The organism is Protofrankia sp. BMG5.30 (assembly GCF_001983005.1).
Classification (GTDB): Bacteria; Actinomycetota; Actinomycetes; order Frankiales; family Frankiaceae; genus Protofrankia; species Protofrankia coriariae.
Map to the genome: position 1 here is coordinate 78,521 of NZ_MOME01000011.1, position 22,685 is coordinate 101,205.

Sequence of the window (22,685 nt, forward strand, 5' to 3'; positions counted from 1 at the left end):
CTGCGACCGGCTTCGCGACGATTGTCGTCTCCAAAAAGTGGCCCCGCGGCTACCGTCATCCCCAGAAGTGGGTAGTGTCGCCATACCGGCAACTCCGGCAGAGCGTGTCGACTCGGCGAGGTGGGACACCACAGGCGCACCGATGGCAAGGTGTGGTTGTAGGGATGAACGGTGGGTTCTCGGCAGCCCAGGTACCTATCGTCACCGAACGCGCTGTGGCAGACTCGGACCACGCCGATGAGGAGGCGCCATGCGTGAGCTGCGAGCGGTCGCGCTCAGCGAGGACGGCGGCTACCTCGTACTCGCCGACACCGCCGGCGGGCCCGACGCGGAAAAGTTCCGGGTGCCGGTCGACGACCGGTTGCGGGCCACGTTGCGCGGCGCGCGGCGCAACGAGGTGCGCCAGGAAAGCGCGCTGACCCCCCGCGAGATCCAGGCCCGGCTGCGGGCCGGTGAGACCACCGCGGAGGTCGCGCGGGTCGCCGGCATCGCGGTCGAGCGGGTGGAACGCTATGAGGGCCCGGTGCTCGCCGAACGGGCCCGGGTGGTGCAGGAGGCGCKGGCCGCCCTGCTGCCGAAGGATCCCGGCGGCGCGCCCGGCCGTCCCCTCGGCGAGGTGGTGGACGCGCGGCTGCAGGCCGTGCAGGACGACCCGGAGAACGCGCAGTGGGACGCCTGGCGCCGGGTGGACGGGATCTGGCTGGTCCAGCTCACCTCGGAGAGCCGGTGCGCCCGCTGGACCTGGGATCCGGTGGTACGCCGCGTCCGCCCGCACGACGACGCGGCCCGGGCGCTGGTGGCGCCGGAGGCCCCGGCCGAGCCCGCCGCCCCGCCGCCACCCCCGCAACCGGTCTTCGCGCGTCCGGCCGCCCCCGCGCTGACGCTGGTCCAGGAGTCCGCCGCCGTGTACGAGGTGCCACTGCCCCCGCAGCCGGTGGACAACGCCTCGCTGCCGGCGTCGCTGCCCGCGGTGGCGGCCGTGCCGGTGCCCACCCCGATCCAGCCGGCCGCGGCCAGGGGGCGGACCCACGGGCTGCCCCGGTCGACGGCCCGTACCGAGGCACCAGCCGTCCACCCGCATCCGGTGCCCGCCGTGCCCACCGCGCATCCCGCGCCCACCGCGCATCCCGCGCCCACCGCGCATCCACCGGCCACGGCGGCTCCCGAGCCGGCAACGGTCGCCGCCGGTAGCACCGACCTCGCCGACATCGCTGACCTCGCTGACACGGCCGAACTCGCCGACATCGCTGACCTTGCCGACGCGGCCAAGATTGCCACGGCCGGTATCGCTGATGCTGTCGGTGCCGCCAACGCCGCTGGCGGCACCGACAGCGCCGACACCGCTGGCAGCACCGACACCGCCGATGACACCGCCGGGCAGGCCGACCCCGCCGCACGGACGTCCTCGACGCCCCGGGGCGGACGTACGGGTACCGCCAGCCGAACGACGGAACGCGGTTCCGGCGGCCGCAAGAACCGCAAGTCCGTACCGGCCTGGGACGACATCGTCTTCGGCGCACGCCGTCCGTGATCATCACGACTCCCGCCGCGTCCTGACCTGACCTCCGTCGTCGACGGCCGCGAGGGACCTGAGGGAACCGTCACACCGCCGGGCGGAACCAAATCCCGACGAAGACTGTTGAAGATGGTGTGACTGGAACCACTACCAGACCGACGCTGACCAACCTCGACCGGTGCGACCGGTGCGGCGCGCAGGCGTACGTGCGGGTCGTGCTTCCCGGTGGCGGCGAACTGCTGTTCTGCCGGCACCATGCCAAGTCCTACGACTCGAAGCTACGAGCCGTGGCCGTCGAATACCATGACGAAACCGACAAACTGACCGTCTCCCCCTGACCGCCGCCATCCGGCGGCGGGCATCGGCCCGGTGACCCCCGCGGACACGATCACACGTTGTCAGCGGGGGCATTTTGATGTGCCTCGGAGGCATGGCGCGTCGACCGGCGGCATGCCTCCGCTATCCATGCCCCAGTACGGCTGGTGTATCTACACCGGTACGACTGGTGACATCGACAGCGGCCGACCGGCCCGGTTCCGGGCCAATCGGCGACCGCCGGAACCGCCGTGAACCCGAGGCCGTACCGTTGGTCCAGTGTGGTTGGCGAACAGGTTGCTGTCCGCGGTGCTCCAGACGCCTGGTTCCGCGTCCGATACGTCGCGGTCCGCTGATCTGACGCATCCTGCTTCTGCCGCGCTACCAGGCCTTGTACCACCGTCAGGCCCCGCATCACCGTCGCCGGCCCGGGTGCCGGCGGCCCGGGCTCCGAGAGCGGTGACCGCCCTGCTCGGACGGGTGTCGATGCGTGTTTTCACCCTTGCCCGCCGGACCACCGCTCGCGCCTGGCGCGACCGCGTGCTCGGCCTCGCGGCCGAGGCCGGCTTCTGGCAGCTGCTGTCGCTGCCTCCGTTACTACTGGCGATCCTCGGCACCATCGGCTACGTCGGGGACGCGGTCGGCGCGGACGCCGTCGACAGCGTCCGTCAGAGCCTGCTGAACGCCGCCGACGACCTGCTGACACCCTCGGTCGTCGACGACGTGGTCCGCCCCACGATCAACGAGATCCTCACCCGCGGGCGTCCGGACGTGATCTCGATCGGTTTCCTGTTGTCGTTGTGGACCGGATCGTCGGCCATGGCGACCTACGTCAACACCATCACGATCGCCTACGGACAGCGCCAGCTGCGATCAGCCGTACGCAGCCGGCTACTGGCACTGCGACTGTACCTGGCCCAGGTGGCCAGCGGTGTGATCCTGCTGCCCRCACTCGTCCTCGGGCCGGACCTGATCTCGGAGCTGCTCGACGCCAACCACCACCATCTCGTCAACTGGCTGCTGACGGTCCTGTTCTGGCCGGTGGTCGCGGTCCTCTCCCTGACGATGCTGACCTCGCTGTACCACCTGTCACTGCCGTCCCGGCGTCCGTGGCGACGGGCGCTGCCCGGTGCCCTGCTGGCCATGGTGGTCTGGAACGTCGGCAGCTACCTGCTGCGGCTGTACCTGGGAACGGTCATCGGCAACGAACTGATCTACGGCTCGGTGGCGGCGCCCGTGGCCGCGCTGCTGTTCTTCTACATCACGGCGCTGGCCGTCCTGCTCGGCGCCGAACTGAACGCCGCCATCGACGAGCACAGCGGCCGCACCCCGCCGTCGGCGGACAGCGGCCTACCTCCCCACCAGCGGCGGCCAGCGGCTCAGTAGGTGCACGATCCCGCGGTGGCGTCAGCCGCCGCGGCCGTGGCGGCCACCAGGGTGATGGCCGGCCCGCCCGGAGCGGCCAGTGCGTCACCGTCGATGCCCGCGGCGCGCGCGGCGGGCTGCCGCCGGCCGGAGAGGTCCGCCAGGAAGGCCGCCAGCTTGTCCGGGTCGGTGCGCAGCACGGACTGGCCGCCGGCCTGACCGGGTGACGCCGGGACGGTCTCGAAGCGGACACCCCCGCTGCCCACGCCGCGCAGCCGGACCGCGAGCGGCTGCAGGTCGGTCAGGGAGGTGCCGGCGTCGACGGTCACGGACGAGGTGGCCGCGTCCAGCAGGGACGTCAGCCGGACCGGGTTGACCAGGGTCGAGGTGCTGGTAGCCGACCGGAAGATCACGCCGATGAACTGCTGTTGACGCCGGATCCGGTCGAGGTCGCCCTCGGGCAGGCCGTACCGCTGGCGGACGAAGGCCAGTGCCTGCTCGCCGTTGACCGTGTTGTCGCCGACGTGACCGTGCCAGCCCGACATCTTGTCGTCGAGGTTGCTCCGGCTCCCGCCCGGCAGCGCTTTCACGCACACGGTCACCCCGCCGAGGGCGTCCGTCATCCGTTGGAAGCCGACGAAGTCGATCTGTAGGTAGTGGTCGATGCGGATCTTTGTCAGCGTCTCGATGGTCCGTACCAGCAGGGACGGCCCGCCCAGCGCGAACGCGGCGTTGAGCTTGGACTGCTGCGCCTTGTGGGAGCGACCGGTGGAGTCGGTGTAGGCGGGGATCGTCACCCACAGGTCCCGGGGGAACGAGGCGAGCGTGGTGGAGCCGTCCGCGTCCAGATGGGCGATGATCGTGGTGTCCGACCGCTGCCCCTCGACCTCACCRAACTCCCCGGCCGTACCGGTGCGGCTGTCCGAGCCGACGAGCAGGATGTTGCGGGTAGCGCCGCCGGCCCCGTCCGGCCGCCGGCCGGTGTCGGGGAAGGTCAGCGAAACATGGGTGACCTTGTTGTCGTAGTACCGCAGGGCCAGCCAACCCCCGCCGGAGACGGCCARCACGAGGACGGACACCAGCGCCGCCACACCGGTGACCAGGCGGCGTCCGGTGGACCATCGGGACGGTAACGGCCCGGGCGGTGGCTGTGCTGGTTGGAACGGCGGCTGAAACGGTGGTTGTGGCGGCCGCGGTGGCGGCTGCTGCCAGCCGGGCTGTGGTGGCGGCTGGCGCTGCCCTGGTTGTGGGGGCTGCTGCCAGCCGGGGGCCCCGCCGGGGGGCCACCGGTTCTCGGGCCGCCCAGGCCGCCCAGCTCGTCCGGGCCCGTCCGGAGGCCACGTCATGACCACGTCCCCTCGTCCACCCCACCGCTCGCCATCCCTGTCGACGTCCGGTGGCCGCCGGAATGTTCCCAGTTCGTGCTGTCGCGCCCACGACTTCCACGGTCGTCACCGGCGCATCGCCGGGTCAACCGAACTCGGCCCGGATCGCGGGGCCGTCCGCGTCGAGCCTTGGTTCCGGCGGCCGCTGGGAGGTCTGCGGCCAGTCCGCCATCTTCACCGGATTCCCGGGCAGCGGAAGGCCCCCGGCGTCGACCACCATGTCGCGAAAAACAGCCTGTTCAGAGGAGACCGCCTCCGCCACGTTGTTGATGAGGCCACAGGGTATGCCCGCCGTACCCAGCACTTTCAGCCAATACGCAGCCGGTCGGGCACGAAGAGTCCGCTCCGCTTCCTGTTTGAACGCGTCCCGGGCCGCGAGCCGGGCACTGTTGGTGACGAACCGCGGATCCGCGCCGAGATCCGGACGGTCCAACGCACGGCACAGCCCGGCGAAGAGGCTGTCGTTCGCGRCACAGATCACAATGCTGCGGTCCGCGCAGGCGAACGTGTCGAACGGCGCGATCGAGTAATGTGCGTTGCCGATGCGCGGCGGCGTGTCGCCGGTCGCCAGATAGGACAGGGCCGCGCCTTCGAGCAACGACAGTGTGGCGTCGAACATGCCTATGTCGATATGGGTACCGCGGCCGGTGGACAGCCGCCCGTACAATGCGGCCCCGATCGCGCCGAAAGCATACAGACCGGCCGCAAGGTCCGCGATCGGGACGCCGGGCTTCACCGGGTCGCTGTCCGGTGACCCGGTGATCGACATAATCCCGGTGGCCGCCTGTACGACCGCGTCGTAGGCCGGCCGGTTTCGCCACGGGCCGGTCCGCCCGAAGCCGGAGATGCTCACGTAAACCAGTCGGGGATTACGTTGCGACAACGTGTCCCAGTCGAGACCGAGCCGGTCCATCACACCGGGCCGGAAGTTCTCCACCAGCACATCGGCACGGTCGATGATGGAAAGTAACGTCGCGTGGTCGTCCGGATCCTTCAGATCGAGCGCGATCGACTGTTTGCCGCGGTTCACCCGGGCGAAGTAGAGTGACYGGCCGTCCATGAACGGACCGTAGGAGCGGGAGTCATCCCCGTGACCGGGACGTTCCACCTTGATGACCCTCGCTCCGAGATCGGCGAGCATCAGCGTGGACAACGGCCCGGCCAATACCCGGGTGAGATCGACGACAAGAAGACCATCCATGGGACCCGGTGACATAGGCACTCCTGGGACGCTACCCGCCACGGACCGCCGCAGCCTACCGTTGGAACCATGAGTACGCGCCCGAGTGCTTCCCCGCCTTCTACCGACAGATCCGAGCAGCTTACCGGCGGATCCGAACAGCCCACCGGCGGATCCGAACAGCCGGCTGTCACGTCATCCAGCGCTGGTTCCGACACCGGTTCCAGCACCGGTTCCGTCAGCGGGCCCGCTTCGCCGACGGGACAGGCCAGCCACGACCAGCAGCCACCATCCGCCTTCCGCCGATTCATGGCCACCGGCTGGGCGCCCACCGCCGAGATGGCACCGGCCTGTGACGATGTGGCACAGTACGCGGCCAAGCGACGCGCGCTGCTGAGCTCACGATTCCCGGCCGAGACGCTGGTGGTGCCCAGTGGCGGGTTCAAGGTACGGGCGAATGACACCGATTACCCGTTCCGGCCGGGCAGTGATTTCTTCTGGCTGACCGGTTGTCACGAGCCGGACGCCGTGGTGATTCTGCATCCGAACCCCGGTGGCGACCACGACGCCGTCCTGTATGTCGCCGACCGCTCGGACCGTTCCACAGCGGCCTTCTACACTGACCGGCGCTACGGCGAACTGTGGGTGGGACCACGCGCGGGGGTGCGGGAGACGTCGGCCGCTCTCGAGATCACCTGCCGTCCGCTCGACGAACTCGCCGACGCGCTGGCCCGGCTGTCACCAGCAACGACCCGGGTGATACGCAGCCAGGACGAGCAGGTGGACCGCGCGGTCCTGCGGTACACGCCCACCGGCCGGGGAGGGTCCACCCCCGCTGGGACCGACCGGGACACGGAGCTGGCCCAGGCCCTTTCCGAGCTGCGACTGGTCAAGGACGAGCACGAAACCGCCCTGCTGGAGCAGGCGATCGCCGCCACCGTCCTGGGCTTTTCCGAATGTGTGCGTGAGATGGACCACGCGATGACGCTGCCCAACGGCGAACGGTGGCTGGAGGGCACGTTCTGGCGCCGTGCCCGGGTCGACGGCAACGATGTCGGGTACGGCTCCATCGTCGCCTGCGGCCACCACGCCACCACCCTGCACTGGGTCCGTGACGACGGGCCGGTACGGCCCGGCGACCTCGCGTTGCTCGACATGGGTGTGGAGTCCCGCTCGCTTTACACCGCCGACATCACACGCACGCTTCCCGTGGACGGACATTTCAGCGACGTGCAGCGTCAGGTGTACGACGTGGTCCTCGCGGCCCAGCAGGCCGGAATCGAAGCGGTGCGACCGGGCGCACAGTTCCTCGATCCGCACCGGGCGGCAATGCGGGTGATAGCCGAGGCGCTGCACGACTGGGGGCTGCTCCCGGTCAGCGTCGAGGAGTCCCTCGCGGAAGACCCCGAAGCGCCGAACGCGGGCCTGCATCGCAGGTATACCCTGCACTCCACGTCACACATGTTGGGTCTCGACGTCCACGACTGCGCCCACGCCCGCGACGAAGCTTACCGCGACGGCCCACTCACGGCCGGGATGGTGCTCACGGCTGAGCCGGGTCTGTACTTCCAGCCCAACGACATTACGGTGCCGCCGGAGCTGCGCGGGATCGGGGTGCGGATTGAGGATGACATTCTCGTCACCACCGAGGGCCACCGCAACCTGTCGGCCGCGCTTCCCCGCGTCCGGGGTGAGGTGGAAAACTGGATGGCCCAGCAGCGCGGCGCCTGAGCCCGGACATGACCTGGGCGACAGGTTGCGGGCCCGACAACCTGTCGCCCAGAAAACAGCACTGCCACATGCCCCAAATTGGCCATAAGTGGCACCAACCAGAGGCCCGGCCGCTCCGCGCCGGCATCGCCGTACGACTGACCCCCCGCGTCATGGTCCAGCGCTCGGTCGCAACCGACCCCGCAGGCCCGCGACCACGCGAAAACAGTTGTGACCGCGTGGGATTCGAGCAACTGGACGAATGCGACCGAGAGCCGCTCAGTGAGCCTTGTCGTACGCCTCGACGATGTTGGAGGCGATACGACCACGGTCACTGACCGTGTAACCGTTGGCTCGCGCCCACTCACGAATGTCGGCGGTACGGTCAGTGCCGCCGGTACGACGAGAAGCGCCACGCTGCCCACGGCGGGCGGCAGTTGCCCGGCCGCCCGAGCGACGCGCCGCCCCAACGAACGGAGCCAACGACTCGCGCAGCTTGGTGGCGTTCTTCTCGGACAGATCGATCTCGTACGAAGCGCCGTCCAGCCCGAACCGAACAGTCTCATCAGCCTCGTGTCCATCGAGATCGTCAATCAACGACACGATGGTCTTCTGCGCCATGCTTCTCTCCTTCAGGTCAGCGAACCGCGGAACTCTTCGAGACTAGTATTACCACGTCATCAGGAAGAACTGTAACGGCTGGTTCGGACACGCGCGACCGCCATCGCCTGCGACATGCCGTCCGCAGCGTCATCGACACCACACAACACCCCTCAGGTAGACGTGAGTCACGTCTAGCCAAAGCGCTGGAGGCCACCGTCAGGATAAATTTTGATCATGAGTTGTCGCCGAATCACGACTTCCGATCCGAAACGCCGGTGGTCGGCGCAGACAAGGACGTCACGGTCTGACCAGCGGCGGTGAGCGCCACGCAACGGCATCAAGGATCCCACACCTGCGAATGCGATACACCACGTATGGGCCGCAGCCGCGCTCATCCGATTCACGGTCTGGTAGTAGAGCTGGTCCGGTAGTAGCCCAGGGAGCCACGGTGGATGAGCGGACATGGATCGTCGATGCGGCAAATGTGATAGGGGCCCGCCCGGACGGATGGTGGCGCGATCGCGCGGGGGCCGCCTTACGCCTGCACGAACACCTGTCCGCGCTGTGCCAGACCGGCTTCGAGGCCTCCACGCCGCGGGCCGCGGGCAGGGAGGACCTGCCCACCGAGGTGGTCCTGGTACTCGAAGGGGCGGCCCGGGCCGGGGTCGCCGCGAGCGGGCGGCCCGGCGGCGGCGACCCGGGGAACCGGGCCGCCAGGCTCGTTGTCGTCCACGCCCCCGGAGCGGGCGACGACACGGTCGTCGAGGCCGCTGTCGAGGCCGTCAGGCGGCAACGTGGGGCCGTTGTCGTCATCACCGCGGATCGCGCGCTTCGTGGCCGTGTCCACGCTGTGGGCGCGACCACAGCGGGGCCGGGGTGGCTGTGGGCGCTGCTCGACCGCACCCGCTAGACCCGTCAGAACGCGGCCGCATCCGCTGGAAACAGCCACTGGAGACAGCCACCCGTGGAAACCGCCCAGCGGACGGCTCAGACGGGCGGCTCAGACAGACGGCTCAGACAGACGGCGCGGTACGCCCCGAATGCTGGAAGACGGGCATCAGCCGCGCGGAGAACCGGCCGGCACCGGCACCGACCTCAAGGGGAATGCCGAAGCACGCCGACAGCGTCGGACCGGTCAGGACCGTCTCGACAGGCCCGGCCGCGACTACCCGGCCGGCGCGCAGGAGCAGCGCGTGGGTCACACCCGGTGGGATTTCCTCCACGTGGTGACTGACCATGATGGTCACCGGCGACAGCGGATCCGCGACCAGCCTGGTCAGCCGCACCAGCAGGGCCTCACGGGCCCCCAGATCGAGCCCGGCGGCCGGTTCGTCCATCAGCAGCAGTTCGGGGTCGGTCATCAGCGCACGCGCGATCTGGACGCGTTTGCGCTCGCCTTCGGACAGGGTGCCGTACCGCCGTTCGGCGAGATTCCCGCACCCGACCTGGGCGAGCAGCTCAAGGGCCCGCCAGYGGTCGTCATCGGTGTATTTCTCGGTGGCCCGCCCGAGCACCGCCCACGCGGCCGTCATGACCACGTCGAGGACGCGTTCGGTGGCCGGCAGGAGGTCCGCCACCGCCGAACTCGCCAGGCCCACCCGGCTGCGCAGGTCGAACACGTCGACCTCGCCAAGCCGACCGCCGAGCAGGTCGACCGTTCCTCGAGTCGGGAAAACCCGACTCGCCGCAACCTGGAGCAGGGTTGTCTTCCCGGCGCCGTTCGGCCCGAGAATGACCCAGCGTTCACCGTCGGCAACGGTCCAGTGGATGTCGGAAAGGAGCGTCGCGCCATCCCGTACAACAGTTACCGAGTCCAGGCGCAACACCACGTCTGTCACGGGCCTCACGTTACGCGACCCGTCCCGGCGCGGAGTCGGCCGGGATGGTGTGTCCGTCGGGAGGTGACCGACTTCTCAGCCCGTCTCAAGCGGTGGCGCAGCTATCTCCGCCCACACGACCTTGCCGTCACCGACCGATCTGGTCCCCCAGCGGGATGCGATGAGCGAGACCAGTTCGAGGCCGCGGCCGCCCTCGTCGTCGAAATCGGCGTGCCGGCGCCGGGGCAGCCGCGGGTCGCGGTCGGACACCTCCACGATCACCCGGGACCCGGTCCGGCGCAGCCGCACGGACAGCGGGGACCGACCGTGCACCAGCGCGTTGGTGACCAGCTCCGACATCAGCAGGACGACGGAGTCGGCGGTGTCGGCGTCCACCGACCACGTCGTCAGCAGGTCGCAGGCCCGTCCCCGGGCCGCGCCTAGGCCGGCCGGCCCGTCGGGGACCGTGATGTCGGCGTAGCGGGTCGCCCCGCCCGCGTCGGTGTCGGGCAGCCCCACCAGCAGCAGGGCCACGTCGTCGTCATGGCCGACATCCCGGCCGAGGGCCTCCAGGGCCTGGTCGGCCCGTCTGCCCAGGGAGCCGTCCTGCCGGGCGAGCACGGCGGCCAGGTCCGAGACACCGGCGTCGATGTCGCGTTCCCGGCTTTCCACCAGCCCGTCGGTGAACAGGACCAGCAACGCCCCCCGCTGCAGGCGGACGGTGTACTCCTTGACGTCACCGCGGCCGAGGCCGAGCGGGGTGCCGACCTCCATGTACAGCCGCGACACCAGGCCGTCGGGGGCCACCACCAGCGGCGGCGGATGCCCCGCGTTCGCCAGCGTCAGCAGGCCCGTGTGCGGCTCGATGACGCCGTAGATGCAGGTGGCGATCTGGCCTTCGTCGATCTCGCTGACCACGCCGTCGAGCAGGGTCAGCACCTCGTACGGGGAGAGCTCCAGGCGCGCGCAGGTCCGCACCGCGGTCCGTAGCTGGCCCATGATCGCCGCGGCGCGGACCCCGCGGCCCATGACGTCGCCGATGACCAGACCGACCCGGCCCGCGCCGAGGTCGATCACGTCGAACCAGTCCCCGCCGACCTCGGTGTCCTCGACCCCGGGCACGTAGCGGGCGGCGATCTCCAGCCCCTCCGGCTCGACCACGGTCGGTGGGAGCAGGCTGCGCTGCAGGGTCAGCGCGGTGTCCCGGCTGCGCCGGTAGAGCTCCGCGTGCTCGACCGCGACCGCCGCGCGGGCCGCGAGCTCCTCGAGAAAGGCCACGTCGGCCTGGGTGTACGGCGGCCGGTCGCYGGCGGCCATCAGGCTGACCACACCGGCCACCTGGCCGCGCAGGATCAACGGCACGGCGGCGAGGGTGTGCGCGCCGACATGCTCCATCCAGCGCGCCATGTCGGTGGACGACAGCCAGGGCGCGCCGGCCAACGGAGCGATGTGCCCACGCCCGGTGAGCGCGGCGAGATGGACCGGGCTGTCCCGCGGCCACCGGCCCGTGCGGGCCCGGGGCATCAGCAGCTGGGTCAGACCGGGGCGCACCGACACGACCGCCCGCCGCAGGACCGGCGCCCCGGCCGGGCCGGCGGCGGGCGCTCCTCCCAGGCCGTCCGGCCCGTCCGTCCTGACTGGTAGGTCCTGCCTGTCCGGTCCGGACTCGACCAGGTAGACCGCGCACGAGTCGGCCAGCTCGCCCACGACGACGTCGGTGAGCGCCCGCAGGGCCCGCTCGGGCTCCAGCGCGCTGCCGACCGCCCCGGTCGCCCGGGCGAGCAGCTCAAGGCGACGGCCGGCCTCCCGGGCCGCGGCCGCGGCGGTGCGGGCGGTCTCCTCCGCCCGGCGGCTGGAACGGGCCTCGGCCAGGACGCGCTCGAACAGCGTCGCGCGTTCCAGCGCCCGGGCGCACTGGTCGGCGAGCGCGGTCAGATACGCGCGGTCGGCCGCGGAGAACGCCTGCCGGGCCCGGAAGCCGAACAGCAGGACGCCGAACGGCGCGTCGACGGTCGCCAGCGGCAGGATCGCCCAGGCGTGCTCGTCGGCCTCGGCCAGGATCGCGGCCTGCTCGGGCGCGGGCCACCGCGCGGTCAGTTCCTCCCGGTCGAGGAGGAACAGCGGCGAGGCGCCGCGGACCGCCTCCGCGACCGGGTGGGACGCCTCCAGGCTGATCCCCGACCATGCCTGGGCGAGGAGCGCGGGATAACCGAGCAGCGATCGAAAACGCAGACAGTTGTCGACTTCGTCGACCAGCGCGATCCCCCGCCCGTTCGCCCCCAGCACCTGCCGGCCGGCGGCGAGCACCACGGCGGCGACCTCGTCGATGCTTACAGCACGTGACAATGCCGCCGTGACCAGGCGAATCTGTTCGGCCTGTTCGGCTGCGCCAGCTGTTGTGCCTGTCGTGTCATCCATTGTGTCTGCCGTGTTGGGCCCGTCGACCGCCGGCGCGTCGCGTGCCGCCGCGGCGGCACGGATCTCGGTCACGTCACGGCTGACACCGATCCACTCAAGCGGATAATCACCCTCAGTAATAGGAACGATCCGCATGACGAGCACCCGCTCCGTCCCGTCCGCGGCGTCGAGACGGAACTCGGCGTCGAAGACGGTGCGCTGCTCGACAGCCTTGCGCCAGGCGTCGGCGACCCGGTCACGGTCCTCGGCGTGCACCCCGCCAAGCCAGCCTGCCCCGGCGATCTCCGGGAAGCTCTGGCCGGTGACGGCCCGCCAGCGCGGCATGTCCACGTCCAGGGCGCCGCGGGCACCGGCATGGAACACGTCCGTGTCCCCGGCCTGCGCGAGCGCCCGGTACCGAGCCTCACCGCGGGCCAACTGGTGGCGGGCGTCGCTGATCCTGGTGACGTCGGTGGCGACGAGCGCCGCACCCAGCGGCACGCCATGGGCGTCCGTGGCCGGAAACCAGCTCATCGTCCAGATCCGCGGCGGCCCCGCGGCGGTGGTGGYGGCGCTGACCTCGAAGTTGGCCACCGGCTCACCGGTGGTGAGCACCCGCCGCAACAGGCGGTCCATCTCGTGGCCGACGTCGCCGAGCAGCTCCGGCATGGTGCGGCCGACGTGCTCGCTGGGCGCCCGCCCGTTCAGCCTGGCCAGGACGTCATTGACCCGCAGGTAGCGTCCCTGGGTGTCGTAGAAGGCGAAACCGGCCGGCGCCTGGGCGAACAGCGCCTCGAGCAGGGTGATGGTCGGCTCCACCGCGGCGGGCGGCCTCGGCGGGTCGTCCGGACCAGCCCCGGCGGGCTCCTCCCCGGCGGCGCTCCCACCCTCGCTCCTGCCCTCGTCGTCCTCGGCCACCCCGGCGCCCCTGGCTTTCTCCGCACCCGCATGGCCGGCACCGTTCGTCCTGCGAGCCCCGTGAGCGTCGCTCCAGCCAGYCCGGTCACCTGCCGGTCCGCTCGGCGGCTGTCCGGGAAGCTCCCCGAGGAACGGCGTCGTCATGGGAGAAGATTGTGGCCGGTGTGGYAGCGTTGTGCCCAAAACCTTACCTCTGATGTTTTCGGACACCGGTTCCTCACCAGTCCCGGGAACTGGACCGCTGCTCGCCCCGGGTGTCGGATCGCTGTCACGTCCCACCATGGGCCGGCACGTCGCTGGTCGGTCGACGGCCCGGGACACACCCTGGGCCTGGAAAACACCTCATGCGCCCGATCGTGCCGGGCCGGGCAGGCCGTGCGCTGTCCATCGACTGACAGGGGTGGCACGCATCGCATGTGTGACGGCGCATGTCCGACGGCGTCCCGCCCGTTTTCTCTCGACCGCCGTCGGCCCTGGATCGCCCGACCGGGCAGCGCCCGCCCATGCCCTGACAGTAGCCGGCCCGACCCGTCCATATCGGGCCCAACGGATTCCCAGGGAACATCGACCGCACTGTCGACATCCTTTGTCGTTCCGTTGTGACGAACACCCGGGGCCGAACGCCCGGGGCCGAACGCCCGGGACAGCGCCGGGCCCTACCTCCCGTGCCCGGTACGCGTCCGCACCCGTCAGCTGTCCACGATCTCCGCGGTTACGCCGCGTTGAACAGGCCAGGAATTCGTTAGGGTCTGGGTCCGTGGCTGCTGGACACGGCAACGAACACGGACCTGCCCCGGACACCGGAGCGGATACCGGCATCGAGGGACAACTGCTGTGGACGCCGTCCGCGCAGCGGGTCCGCGCCGCCGGGGTCACCGCCTACCTCGAGTGGCTGGCCGCCGAACGGGGCCGACGGCTGACCGACGCCACCGCCCTGTGGCAGTGGTCGGTGGACGATCTCGACGGCTTCTGGGACTCGATCTGGGACTTCTGCGCGGTCGAGGGCGAACGCGGGGACGGGCCCGCGCTCGCCGACGCGCGGATGCCGGGCGCCCGATGGTTCCCGACCGCCCAGGTGAACTACGCCGAGAACGCCCTGACCCGCCACGGGCCGGCGCCGGCGGTGATCGCCGTACGCGAGGACGCCACCACGGCCGTGGTGTCCTGGGACGAACTGCGCCGCGAGGTCGCGGCCGCCGCCGCGGGCCTGCGCCGGCTGGGGGTGGGACCGGGCGACCGGGTCTGCGCCGTGCTGCCGAACTGTATTCACGCGGTGGTGGCGATGCTCGCCACCACCGCTGTCGGAGCGGTCTGGTCGTCATGCTCCCCCGACTTCGGGCCCACCGGCCTTGCGGACCGTTTCGCCCAGGTGCGCCCGACCGTGCTCATCGGCGTCGACGGCTACACCCACGGCGGGCAGTCGTTCGACACGCTCGGAGTCCTGGCCAAGGTGGCCGAGCGGCTGCCCGGCCTGCGCGCCACCGTCATCGTCGCCTACCTGGCCACGGACGCCCTTGAACGGGCCCGCACCATCGGCCTGCCGGGCATCCTGGCCTGGGAGGACCTGCTCGCYGGATGTGACGACGCCGTCCCGACCTTCCACCGTCTCCCGTTCGACGCGCCGCTGTGGATCCTGTACTCCTCCGGTTCGACCGGAAAACCCAAACCGATCGTGCACGGTCACGGCGGCATCCTGCTCGAACATCTCAAGGCGCTGGTACTCCACCTCGACCTCGGGCCGGACGACCGCTTCCTGTGGGTGACGAGCACCGGCTGGATGATGTGGAACCTGCTCGTCTCCGGCCTGCTCGCCGGCTCGACCGTGGTGCTTTTCGACGGAAGCCCGAAGTTCCCCGACCCCGGCGCTCTCTGGCGCCTGGCCGAGGCCACCGGGGTCACCTGTTTCGGGACGAGCCCCGGTTTCCTGGCCGAGTGCGCACGCTCCGGCACGGTTCCCCGTGAGATCGCCGACCTCTCGGCGCTGCGCACCGTGGGATCCACCGGCGCGCCGCTGCCCACGCGGACGTACGCCTGGGTGTACGAGTCCGTCGGCAGCGACCTGATGCTGTCCTCCATCAGCGGCGGGACGGAGGTGTGCACCGCGTTCGTGCTCGGCCTGCCGACGCTGCCGGTGCGCGCCGGGGAGATCCCCATGCGTGGGCTCGGCTGCGCGGTGACCACCTTCGACGAACAGGGCAAGGATGTCGTCGACGAGGTCGGCGAGCTGGTGATCACCGCTCCCATGCCGTCCATGCCGGTCGCCCTGTGGGGGGACGACGACGGCTCGCTGCTGCGGGCGGCCTACTTCTCGACCTACGAGGACGTGTGGCGGCACGGGGACTGGGCGCGCGTCACCTCCCGCGGGGCCGTGTCCATCCACGGCCGGTCCGACGCCACGCTGAACCGCGCGGGGGTCCGGATCGGTACCGCCGAGCTGTACCAGGTGGTGGAGAACATCCCTGGTGTGACCGACAGTATTGTCATCGACACCTCGACCGCCGACCGGCGTGGTGAGCTCGTCCTCTACGTCTGCCTGGCAGACGACGTGGTGTTCGACGGCGTGTTCACCGAGACGCTGCGCGCCGCGATCCGCCGTGAGCTCAGCCCTCGTCACGTGCCCGACCGCATCGAGAAGATCGTCGAGGTTCCCCGCACCCAGAACGGCAAGAAACTGGAGGTGCCGGTCAGACGGCTGCTGCTGGGCGAGCCGCTGGAGCAGGCGATCAGCCTCGGTGCCGTCGCCAATCCCCAGGCGCTGCTGCCGTTCATGCCGCCGGCGCCCGGCTGACCCACGCCATACCGGTCTCGTACGAACAGGCCGGTCTCGTACGAACAGGCCGTACAACGCGACGATCCCCTGCCCGGTCAACCACCCGGACAGGGGATCGTGTGTCGTGCGCGGGGAAACCAGCCGCGGGGAAACTAGTCGAGGAACTCCCGCAGCCTGCCCGCGACCGCCGGCTTGCGCAGCTCACGCAGGGTGTCCCGCTCGATCTGGCGGATCCGCTCCCGGGTCAGCCCCAGGYGGTTGCCCACCTCGGCGAGGGTGTGCTGCTTGCCGTCGGCGAGACCGAACCGCAGCCGCATCACCTCACGCTCACGCGGGGTGAGCGAGTTCAACACGCCTTCGATCTCGTCCTGCATGGCGCCGTAGGAGGCGGCGTCCGCGGGCGAGGTGGCGTCGGCGTCCTCGATGAAGTCACCGAGGACGGAGTCGCCGTCGTCGCCGACGGCGGTCTCCAGGCTGACCGTGTCCTGCGCGTACCGCCGCAGTTCGACGACCTGCTCGATCGGCATGTCGAGCTCGAGCGCCAGCTCCTCGTCGGTCGGTTCCCGGCCGAGCGTGGAGACGAGCTGCCGCTGCAGCCGAGTGATCTTGTTGATCTGCTCGACCACGTGCACCGGGATCCGGATGGTCCTGGCCTGGTCGGCCAGGGCCCGGCCGATGGCCTGCCTGATCCACCAGGTGGCATAGGTCGAGAACTTGTAGCCCTTGGCGTAGTCGAACTTCTCGACCGCGCGGATCAGGCCGAGGTTGCCCTCCTGGACCAGGTCGAGCAGGGTCATGCCCCGGCCGCTGTACTTCTTGGCGACCGAGACGACCAGGCGCAGGTTCGCCGAGACCAACTGCTGCTTGGCGGCGTGCCCGTCCCGGACCAGGGTCTGCAGGTCGCRACGCAGCTCCGGGGCCAGGTCGGAATCGGTGTCCAGCTTGTACTCGGCGAACAGCCCGGCCTCGACCCGCTTCGACAGCTCGACCTCCTGCGCGGCGTTGAGCAGCGGCACCTTGCCGATCTCACGCAGGTACATGCGGACAAGGTCGGCGGTTCCGGCGTGCTCGGACGTCGCGCRCGTGGCCGCAGCCCCGCCCGGCGCCTCCTCTTCTTCCTCGTCGAGAACCTCGACCCCGAGTGTGGTCAGCCGGGCGACCAGGACAGGCAGCAGTTCAAGACCGAGATCGGCGGTCTCCAGTGCCTCACGGAGCTCGGCACGGCTGAGTTCGCCGGACTCACGTCCACGCGCGACGAGCTCGGCGACCTGAGTCACGTCGAGTTCGTCGGTATCATCGGGCACGGCGGCCAAGCTGCGGCTGGGCGCCGTGCGGGCAGGAGTGGATGACCGACGAGTCCGTCGCGTGCTCACGGCACGCGTACGCGGCTCATCGGAGCGCTCATGAAGTTCGAGGGCAGGCAGCGTCATCAGTAGCAGATCCGAAGGTCGGTGCGGGTGGCGGGTCTTGGTGCTTGCACGTATGGGCAACGCCTGGGGGCGTCTCTCCCATTCCGCGTTCAGACACAACCGGACGTAAGCGATCGCCGGGTCTACGAAGCAGTGTAGACCCTCACCCTCGGGACGCCGCACCCGCTGTCGCGAAGACTACTCCGCGGATCAGCCGGTGTGTCACGAATAACTAATTATCTCTTCAGTTCTCCACGTCCGCGCCGTCGAGAACGAGACTAGTCCCAACTTTCCGTCAACACAGCCACAATAATGCGGACGGACCGTAACAATCGTCACCGAGAGTACGTGAGATCACGAGAGTGTCACGAGCTTCCGGCGCTGCCCGCCACCGGCCCCGGTACCCTCACACGATGTCATCGTCGGCTCTGCCGTCCGAGGTGCTCACCGAACTCCGAACGTCCGCGATCGAGGTACTGCGGGACAACGATCTGGGTGGGGCGACCCGACCGTCTCCGACGCTCTACCCGCACCAGTGGTTGTGGGACAGTTGCTTCATCGCCATCGGGCTACGGCACATCGACCCCGAACGGGCCAGCCGGGAAATCCTCTCGCTGCTGCACGGCCAGTGGCCCAACGGGATGATTCCGCACGTCATCTTCTCCGGCTCCGGCAGCTACCACGCCGGGCCCGACCGGTGGCGCTCCGATCTCGTCGACGGCGGCCCGGAGCATGTGCAGACGACCGGCGTCACCCAGCCGCCGATGATCGCTGAGGCCGTCGTCCGCGTCGGCGAGGTGTTCGACCCGGCCCGGCGCCGCGAGTTCTACCGGGCGATCTACCCGGGTCTGCTGCGCTACCACTGCTGGCTGTACCGCGAACGTGACCCCGACGACACCGGGCTGGTCACCCTGGTCCACTCGTGGGAGTCGGGGATGGACAACACCCCCGCCTGGATGGAGCTCACTCGCAGGGCAGCCCCCATCCCCCTGAAGCTCATCCGCCGGCTCAACGGGGACGGCGCGCTCGACGCCCTGCGGCGGGACAACAAGGAGGTCCCGTCCGACCAGCGGCTGTCCGCCACCGACCTGTTCACCCTCTACCACCTGGTCGGGGAGCTACGCGACGCCCGTTACGACTTCAGCCGGATCCGCGCCTCCCGCGTCCCGCTGGTACAGGACGTCGCCTTCAACGCGATTCTCGCCCGCGCGAACGACCACCTGCGCGACATCGCCGCCGACATCGGCGAACAGCTGCCCAACCAGCTGCTGCGCTCGGCCCGCCGGACCAGGGCAGCGTTGCCCACCCTGTTCGCCGACGGCATGTACTGGAGCCGGGACGCGCGTTCCGGCCGGCTGATCAGCAGACCCACGGTCGCCGGCTTCCTCGCCCTGTATGCCGGTGTCGTGCCCCCTGACAGCGTCGAGGACCTTGTCAGCCGGATGACCGCGCGGCGGTTCTGGCCGGCCCACGGCATCGCCAGCACCCCCACCGACGATCCCGACTTCCAGCCCCGCTGCTACTGGCAGGGCCCGGTCTGGGTGAACATGAACTGGCTGCTCGCCGACGGGCTCGACCGCGCCGGCCGCGGCGACCTCGCCGAACGGCTGCGCGCCGGCACGATCTCGATGATCGCGGGATCCGAGGGCCTGTACGAGTACTACTCGCCGTTCGACGGCACCGGGGTGGGCAGCAACCACTTCTCGTGGACGGCGGCCCTGCTCCTGGACCTGCTCGACGGCCGGAAAGCCGCTCACCACCTGCCGTCCGCCCGCACGGGCGCGGACGACGGAGAGCACCTGACCCGGCGCGGCGGCTGACCGGCCGCCGCGCCGGGTCAACCGGCCCGAGCGATCAGCTGCAGCCGCTGGTGGAACCGCACTGTTCGCACACGTAGCAACTGCCCGCGGGACGCATGGTGACCCCACAGGTGAAGCACAGTGGCGCGTCCACCACGTTCTGGGCCGACAGCGCCTCACCCGGTGGGACACTGCGCGGCATCGCGCCCCGCACCTCCAGCGTCGTGGGCAGGCCCACCTGGTGGGTGTGGACGGCCCCGGCATCAACCGCTGCCCCGGCCACGTCGGGCCCGGCCACCTCGGCCACCTCCGGGTCGGCTGTCTCGACCGCGTCCGCCGGGCCGGTTCCCCCGTGCTGGCCGGTGAGCTGGCGGGCCCGCTCCTGCGCGCTGAGGACGCCGAGCTCCGCGCGGGTCTGTTCGGGGAGGTAGTCCAGGGCGAGGCGGCGGAAGAGGTAGTCCATCACCGACTGGGCGATCCGCACGTCCGGGTCGTCGGTCATGCCGGCCGGCTCGAAGCGCATGTTGATGAACTTGCGGACGTAGGTCTCCAACGGGACGCCGTGCTGGAGCGCGATCGAGACCGCGATGGCGAACGCGTCCATCACGCCGGAGAGGGTCGAGCCCTGCTTCGACATCTTGATGAAGACCTCGCCGAGCCCGTCGTCGGGATACGACCCGGCGGTCAGGTACCCCTCGGCGCCACCCACGGTGAAGGAGACCGTCTGCGACTGGCGGATCTTCGGCAGCCGGCGCCGGACCGGGCGGTGCTCACCGGACGGCGCGGCAGCGGGCTGCGCGGCCGTCTGCTCGCCCGCGCCCCCGCTCGCGGACCGCTTCGCGCCGCGCAGGTCCGACAGCGGCTGGCCGACCTTGCAGTTGTCCCGGTAGATCGCCAGTGCCTTCAGGCCGAGCCGCCACCCTTCCAGGTAGATCTGCTCGACCTCCTCGACCGTGGCCGACGTGGGCATGTTGACGGTCTTGGAGATGGCGCCGGACAGGAACGGCTGGACCGCCGCCATCATCCGGATGTGCCCCATCGGGGTGATGGCCCGCTCCCCGATCGCGCAGTCGAAGACCTCGTAGTGCTCGCGGCGCAGGCCGGGAGCGTCGATGACGTGGCCGTGCTCGGCGATGTACTCGACGATCGCCTCGATGGTCTCCTCGGCGTAGCCGAGAGCGCGCAGCGCGGCGGGAACCGTCTGGTTGACGATCCGCATGCTGGAGCCGCCGACCATCTTCTTCATCTTCACCAGCGCGAGGTCGGGCTCGATGCCGGTGGTGTCGCAGTCCATCGCCAGGCCGATCGTGCCGGTCGGGGCGAGCAGGCTGACCTGGGCGTTGCGCCAGCCGTGCTTCTCCCCGACGCTCTGGGCACGCTCCCACTCGCGGGCGGCGACGGCGAGCACGCGGGCGTCGTCGGTCCCGACCGTGCGGACGGCGTCGGTGGCGGCGGCATGCTTGCGGATCACCCGGCGGTGGGCGTCGGTGTTGCGCGCGAAGCCGTCGTAGGCCCCGAGCGCCGCCGCGATCTCCGCCGAACGGCGGTAGGCCGTCGCGGTCATCAGCGACGTGATGGCCGCGCCCATGGCCCGGCCGCCCTCGGAGTCGTATGCGCGGCCGGTGGCCATCAGCAGCGCGCCGAGGTTGGCGTAGCCGATGCCGAGCTGGCGGAACATCCGGGACACCCGGGTGATCTCCGGTGTCGGGAAGTCCGCGAAGCATATCGAGATGTCCATCGCGGTGATGATCAGTTCAACGGCCGCCACGAACGCGTCGGCGTCGAAACTGAGGTCCTTGCGCAGAAACTTCATCAGGTTGAGCGACGCCAGGTTGCAGCTGGAGTTGTCCAGATGCACGTATTCGCTGCAGGGGTTGCTGGCGCTGATCCGACCGGACTCCGGGCAGGTGTGCCAGTCGTTGATCGTGTCGTCGTACTGGATCCCGGGGTCCGCGCAGTCCCAGGCCGCCTGGGCGATGGTGCGGAACAGCGACTGGGCCGAGATGGTCTCGACCGTGCGCCCGTCGAGCCTGGCCCGCAGGTTGAAGTCGGCGTCGTCGATGACGGCCCGCATGAACTCGTCCGTCACCCGGACGGAGTTGTTGGCGTTCTGATACTGCACCGAGACGATGTCACGGCCGCCGAGGTCCATGTCGAAGCCGGCGTCCCGCAACGCACGGATCTTGCTTTCCTCACGGGACTTGGTCTCGACAAAGTCAACGATGTCCGGATGATCAACATCGAGTACGACCATCTTCGCGGCCCGTCGGGTCGCGCCGCCCGACTTGATCGTGCCGGCCGAGGCGTCGGCCCCGCGCATGAAGCTCACCGGGCCCGAGGCGGTACCGCCCGAGGACAGCAGCTCCTTGGACGATCGGATACGCGACAGGTTCAGCCCGGCGCCCGACCCGCCCTTGAAGATCAGCCCCTCCTCCCGGTACCAGTTGAGGATCGACTCCATCGTGTCGTCGACCGAGAGGATGAAGCAGGCCGAGACCTGCTGCGGCGCGGACGTGCCGACGTTGAACCACACCGGGCTGTTGAAGCTGAACACCTGGTGCAGCAGCATCCAGGTCAGTTCGTGCTCGAAGATCTCGGCGTCCGCCGGCGAGGCGAAGTACCCGTGCTCGGTGCCGGCCGCGCCGTAGGCGCGCACGACCCGGTCGATGAGCTGACGCAGGGACCGCTCGCGGGCGGAGCTGCCGAGCGCGCCCCGGAAGTACTTGCTCGTGACGATGTTCGTGGCGTTCACCGACCAGAAGTCGGGGAACTCCACCCCGCGCTGCTCGAAGTTGACCGAGCCGTCGCGCCAGTTGGTCATGACGACGTCCCGCAGCTCCCAGGTGACCTCGTCATAAGGGTGGACACCCGGCGAGGTGTTGACGCGTCGCACCTTCAGGCCGGTGGCCCTGGGGGCGGCCTTGGTGGCGGTCTTGCTGGCTTTCGTGCCACGGTTGTCGGTCATGGCGCTCCTCGTCTGGCGTCGGTCGGATGGTGTTCCTCACCAGCTGTCTGTCGTGTCGGGGTGYGTGGCTACGACGGCGACCGGTCGGCCCGCCCGCGCAGATCGGCGATCRCCGCCTCGAAGTCCTCCAGCGACTCGAAGGACAGGTACACCGAGGCGAACCGCAGGTAGGCGACCTCGTCGAGCTCCCGCAGCGGTCCGAGGATCGTTCGGCCGATCTCGTCCGAGGYGACCTCGGCAGCCCCCGAGGCACGCAACGTGTCCTCGACCAGCTGGGCGAGCCGGGCCAGCGCGTCCGCCTGGACCGGTCGCCCCTGGCATGCCCGCCGCACGCCGGCGATCACCTTCCCGCGGCTGAACGGCTCGGTGACACCGCTGCGCTTGATGACCCGCAGTGACGCCTCTTCGATCGTCGTGAAACGACGGCCGCAGGACGGGCACGACCGGCGGCGACGGATCGCGGCGCCCTCCTCAGCCTCCCGACTGTCGACGACCTTGCTGTCGGGGTGTCGACAGAACGGACACCGCACGCACAA

15 protein-coding genes are annotated in these 22,685 nt (G+C 70.2%); 7 read left to right on the plus strand and 8 right to left on the minus strand.

From position 1 onward, the window contains the following. Positions 1-250 precede the first annotated feature (250 nt). The 3 genes from sepH (at position 251) to BL254_RS07115 (ending at position 3,217) form a co-directional block, all read left to right on the plus strand. Positions 251-1,531 (plus strand): septation protein SepH, encoded by a 1,281-nt coding sequence (gene sepH / locus BL254_RS28220; RefSeq protein ID WP_076842860.1) that lies wholly within the window; start codon positions 251-253, stop codon positions 1,529-1,531. 119 nt (positions 1,532-1,650) lie between these two features. Then, entirely contained in the window at positions 1,651-1,854 is a 204-nt protein-coding gene (locus tag BL254_RS07110; RefSeq protein ID WP_013874748.1) for a hypothetical protein, read from the plus strand. 436 nt (positions 1,855-2,290) lie between these two features. Continuing rightward, complete coding sequence (locus BL254_RS07115; protein WP_254857877.1) at positions 2,291-3,217, plus strand: YihY/virulence factor BrkB family protein; 927 nt, start codon at positions 2,291-2,293, stop codon at positions 3,215-3,217. Here BL254_RS07115 and BL254_RS07120 read toward each other — a convergent pair. Continuing rightward, positions 3,211-4,275: an LCP family protein gene (locus tag BL254_RS07120; protein ID WP_076842920.1), complete on the minus strand. Its 1,065-nt coding sequence runs from the start codon at positions 4,273-4,275 to the stop codon at positions 3,211-3,213. The genes BL254_RS07115 and BL254_RS07120 overlap by 7 nt on opposite strands. A gap of 391 nt (positions 4,276-4,666) precedes the next feature. Further along, positions 4,667-5,797, minus strand: coding sequence for a CaiB/BaiF CoA-transferase family protein (locus tag BL254_RS07125; RefSeq protein WP_076842861.1), 1,131 nt, complete (start codon positions 5,795-5,797; stop codon positions 4,667-4,669). Positions 5,798-6,070: 273 nt separating this feature from the next. Here BL254_RS07125 and BL254_RS07130 point away from each other — a divergent pair, with 273 nt between their 5' ends. After that, the gene (locus BL254_RS07130; protein WP_047221405.1) at positions 6,071-7,492 is read left to right on the plus strand and encodes an aminopeptidase P family protein; all 1,422 of its coding nucleotides are present in this window, start codon (positions 6,071-6,073) and stop codon (positions 7,490-7,492) included. Positions 7,493-7,750: 258 nt separating this feature from the next. Here the strand turns inward: BL254_RS07130 and BL254_RS07135 are convergent, their stop codons facing one another. Beyond that, positions 7,751-8,092: an Lsr2 family protein gene (locus BL254_RS07135; RefSeq protein WP_013874753.1), complete on the minus strand. Its 342-nt coding sequence runs from the start codon at positions 8,090-8,092 to the stop codon at positions 7,751-7,753. Between the two features lie 430 nt (positions 8,093-8,522). On the opposite strand from BL254_RS07135, the gene BL254_RS07140 reads away from it, so the two are divergent. Further along, the gene (locus BL254_RS07140; RefSeq protein ID WP_047221404.1) at positions 8,523-8,984 is read left to right on the plus strand and encodes a hypothetical protein; all 462 of its coding nucleotides are present in this window, start codon (positions 8,523-8,525) and stop codon (positions 8,982-8,984) included. A gap of 103 nt (positions 8,985-9,087) precedes the next feature. On the opposite strand, the gene BL254_RS07145 is transcribed toward BL254_RS07140, so the two are convergent. After that, on the minus strand, positions 9,088-9,912 hold the full coding sequence (locus tag BL254_RS07145) for an ABC transporter ATP-binding protein (RefSeq protein ID WP_076842862.1): 825 nt from the start codon (positions 9,910-9,912) through the stop codon (positions 9,088-9,090). 75 nt (positions 9,913-9,987) lie between these two features. Then, positions 9,988-13,206 carry a SpoIIE family protein phosphatase gene (locus BL254_RS07150; RefSeq protein WP_254857879.1) on the minus strand — a complete coding sequence of 1,073 codons (3,219 nt, stop codon included), beginning with the start codon at positions 13,204-13,206 and terminating at the stop codon, positions 9,988-9,990. 757 nt (positions 13,207-13,963) lie between these two features. On the opposite strand from BL254_RS07150, the gene BL254_RS07155 reads away from it, so the two are divergent. Continuing rightward, complete coding sequence (locus BL254_RS07155) at positions 13,964-15,994, plus strand: acetoacetate--CoA ligase (protein WP_083730905.1); 2,031 nt, start codon at positions 13,964-13,966, stop codon at positions 15,992-15,994. Between the two features lie 134 nt (positions 15,995-16,128). Here BL254_RS07155 and BL254_RS07160 read toward each other — a convergent pair whose 3' ends face one another. Beyond that, complete coding sequence (locus tag BL254_RS07160; RefSeq protein WP_076842863.1) at positions 16,129-17,406, minus strand: RNA polymerase sigma factor; 1,278 nt, start codon at positions 17,404-17,406, stop codon at positions 16,129-16,131. 392 nt (positions 17,407-17,798) lie between these two features. Between BL254_RS07160 and BL254_RS07165 the strand changes: the two genes are divergently transcribed. Next, on the plus strand, positions 17,799-19,205 hold the full coding sequence (locus BL254_RS07165) for an amylo-alpha-1,6-glucosidase (protein WP_047221402.1): 1,407 nt from the start codon (positions 17,799-17,801) through the stop codon (positions 19,203-19,205). A gap of 34 nt (positions 19,206-19,239) precedes the next feature. Here BL254_RS07165 and BL254_RS07170 read toward each other — a convergent pair whose 3' ends face one another. After that, positions 19,240-22,149 carry a vitamin B12-dependent ribonucleotide reductase gene (locus tag BL254_RS07170; protein ID WP_047221401.1) on the minus strand — a complete coding sequence of 970 codons (2,910 nt, stop codon included), beginning with the start codon at positions 22,147-22,149 and terminating at the stop codon, positions 19,240-19,242. Positions 22,150-22,217: 68 nt separating this feature from the next. Then, positions 22,218-22,679 (minus strand): transcriptional regulator NrdR, encoded by a 462-nt coding sequence (gene nrdR / locus BL254_RS07175; protein ID WP_076842864.1) that lies wholly within the window; start codon positions 22,677-22,679, stop codon positions 22,218-22,220. Between the last annotated feature and the right edge of the window lie 6 nt (positions 22,680-22,685).

Bases quoted from the DNA above. Each gene is read 5' to 3' on its own strand.
- BL254_RS07130 (WP_047221405.1), top strand. From the start codon at position 6,071: ATGGCCACCGGCTGGGCGCCCACCGCCGAGATGGCACCGGCCTGTGAC.
- BL254_RS07135 (WP_013874753.1), bottom strand. From the start codon at position 8,092: ATGGCGCAGAAGACCATCGTGTCGTTGATTGACGATCTCGATGGACAC.
- BL254_RS07165 (WP_047221402.1), top strand. From the start codon at position 17,799: ATGTCATCGTCGGCTCTGCCGTCCGAGGTGCTCACCGAACTCCGAACG.
- BL254_RS07170 (WP_047221401.1), bottom strand. From the start codon at position 22,149: ATGACCGACAACCGTGGCACGAAAGCCAGCAAGACCGCCACCAAGGCC.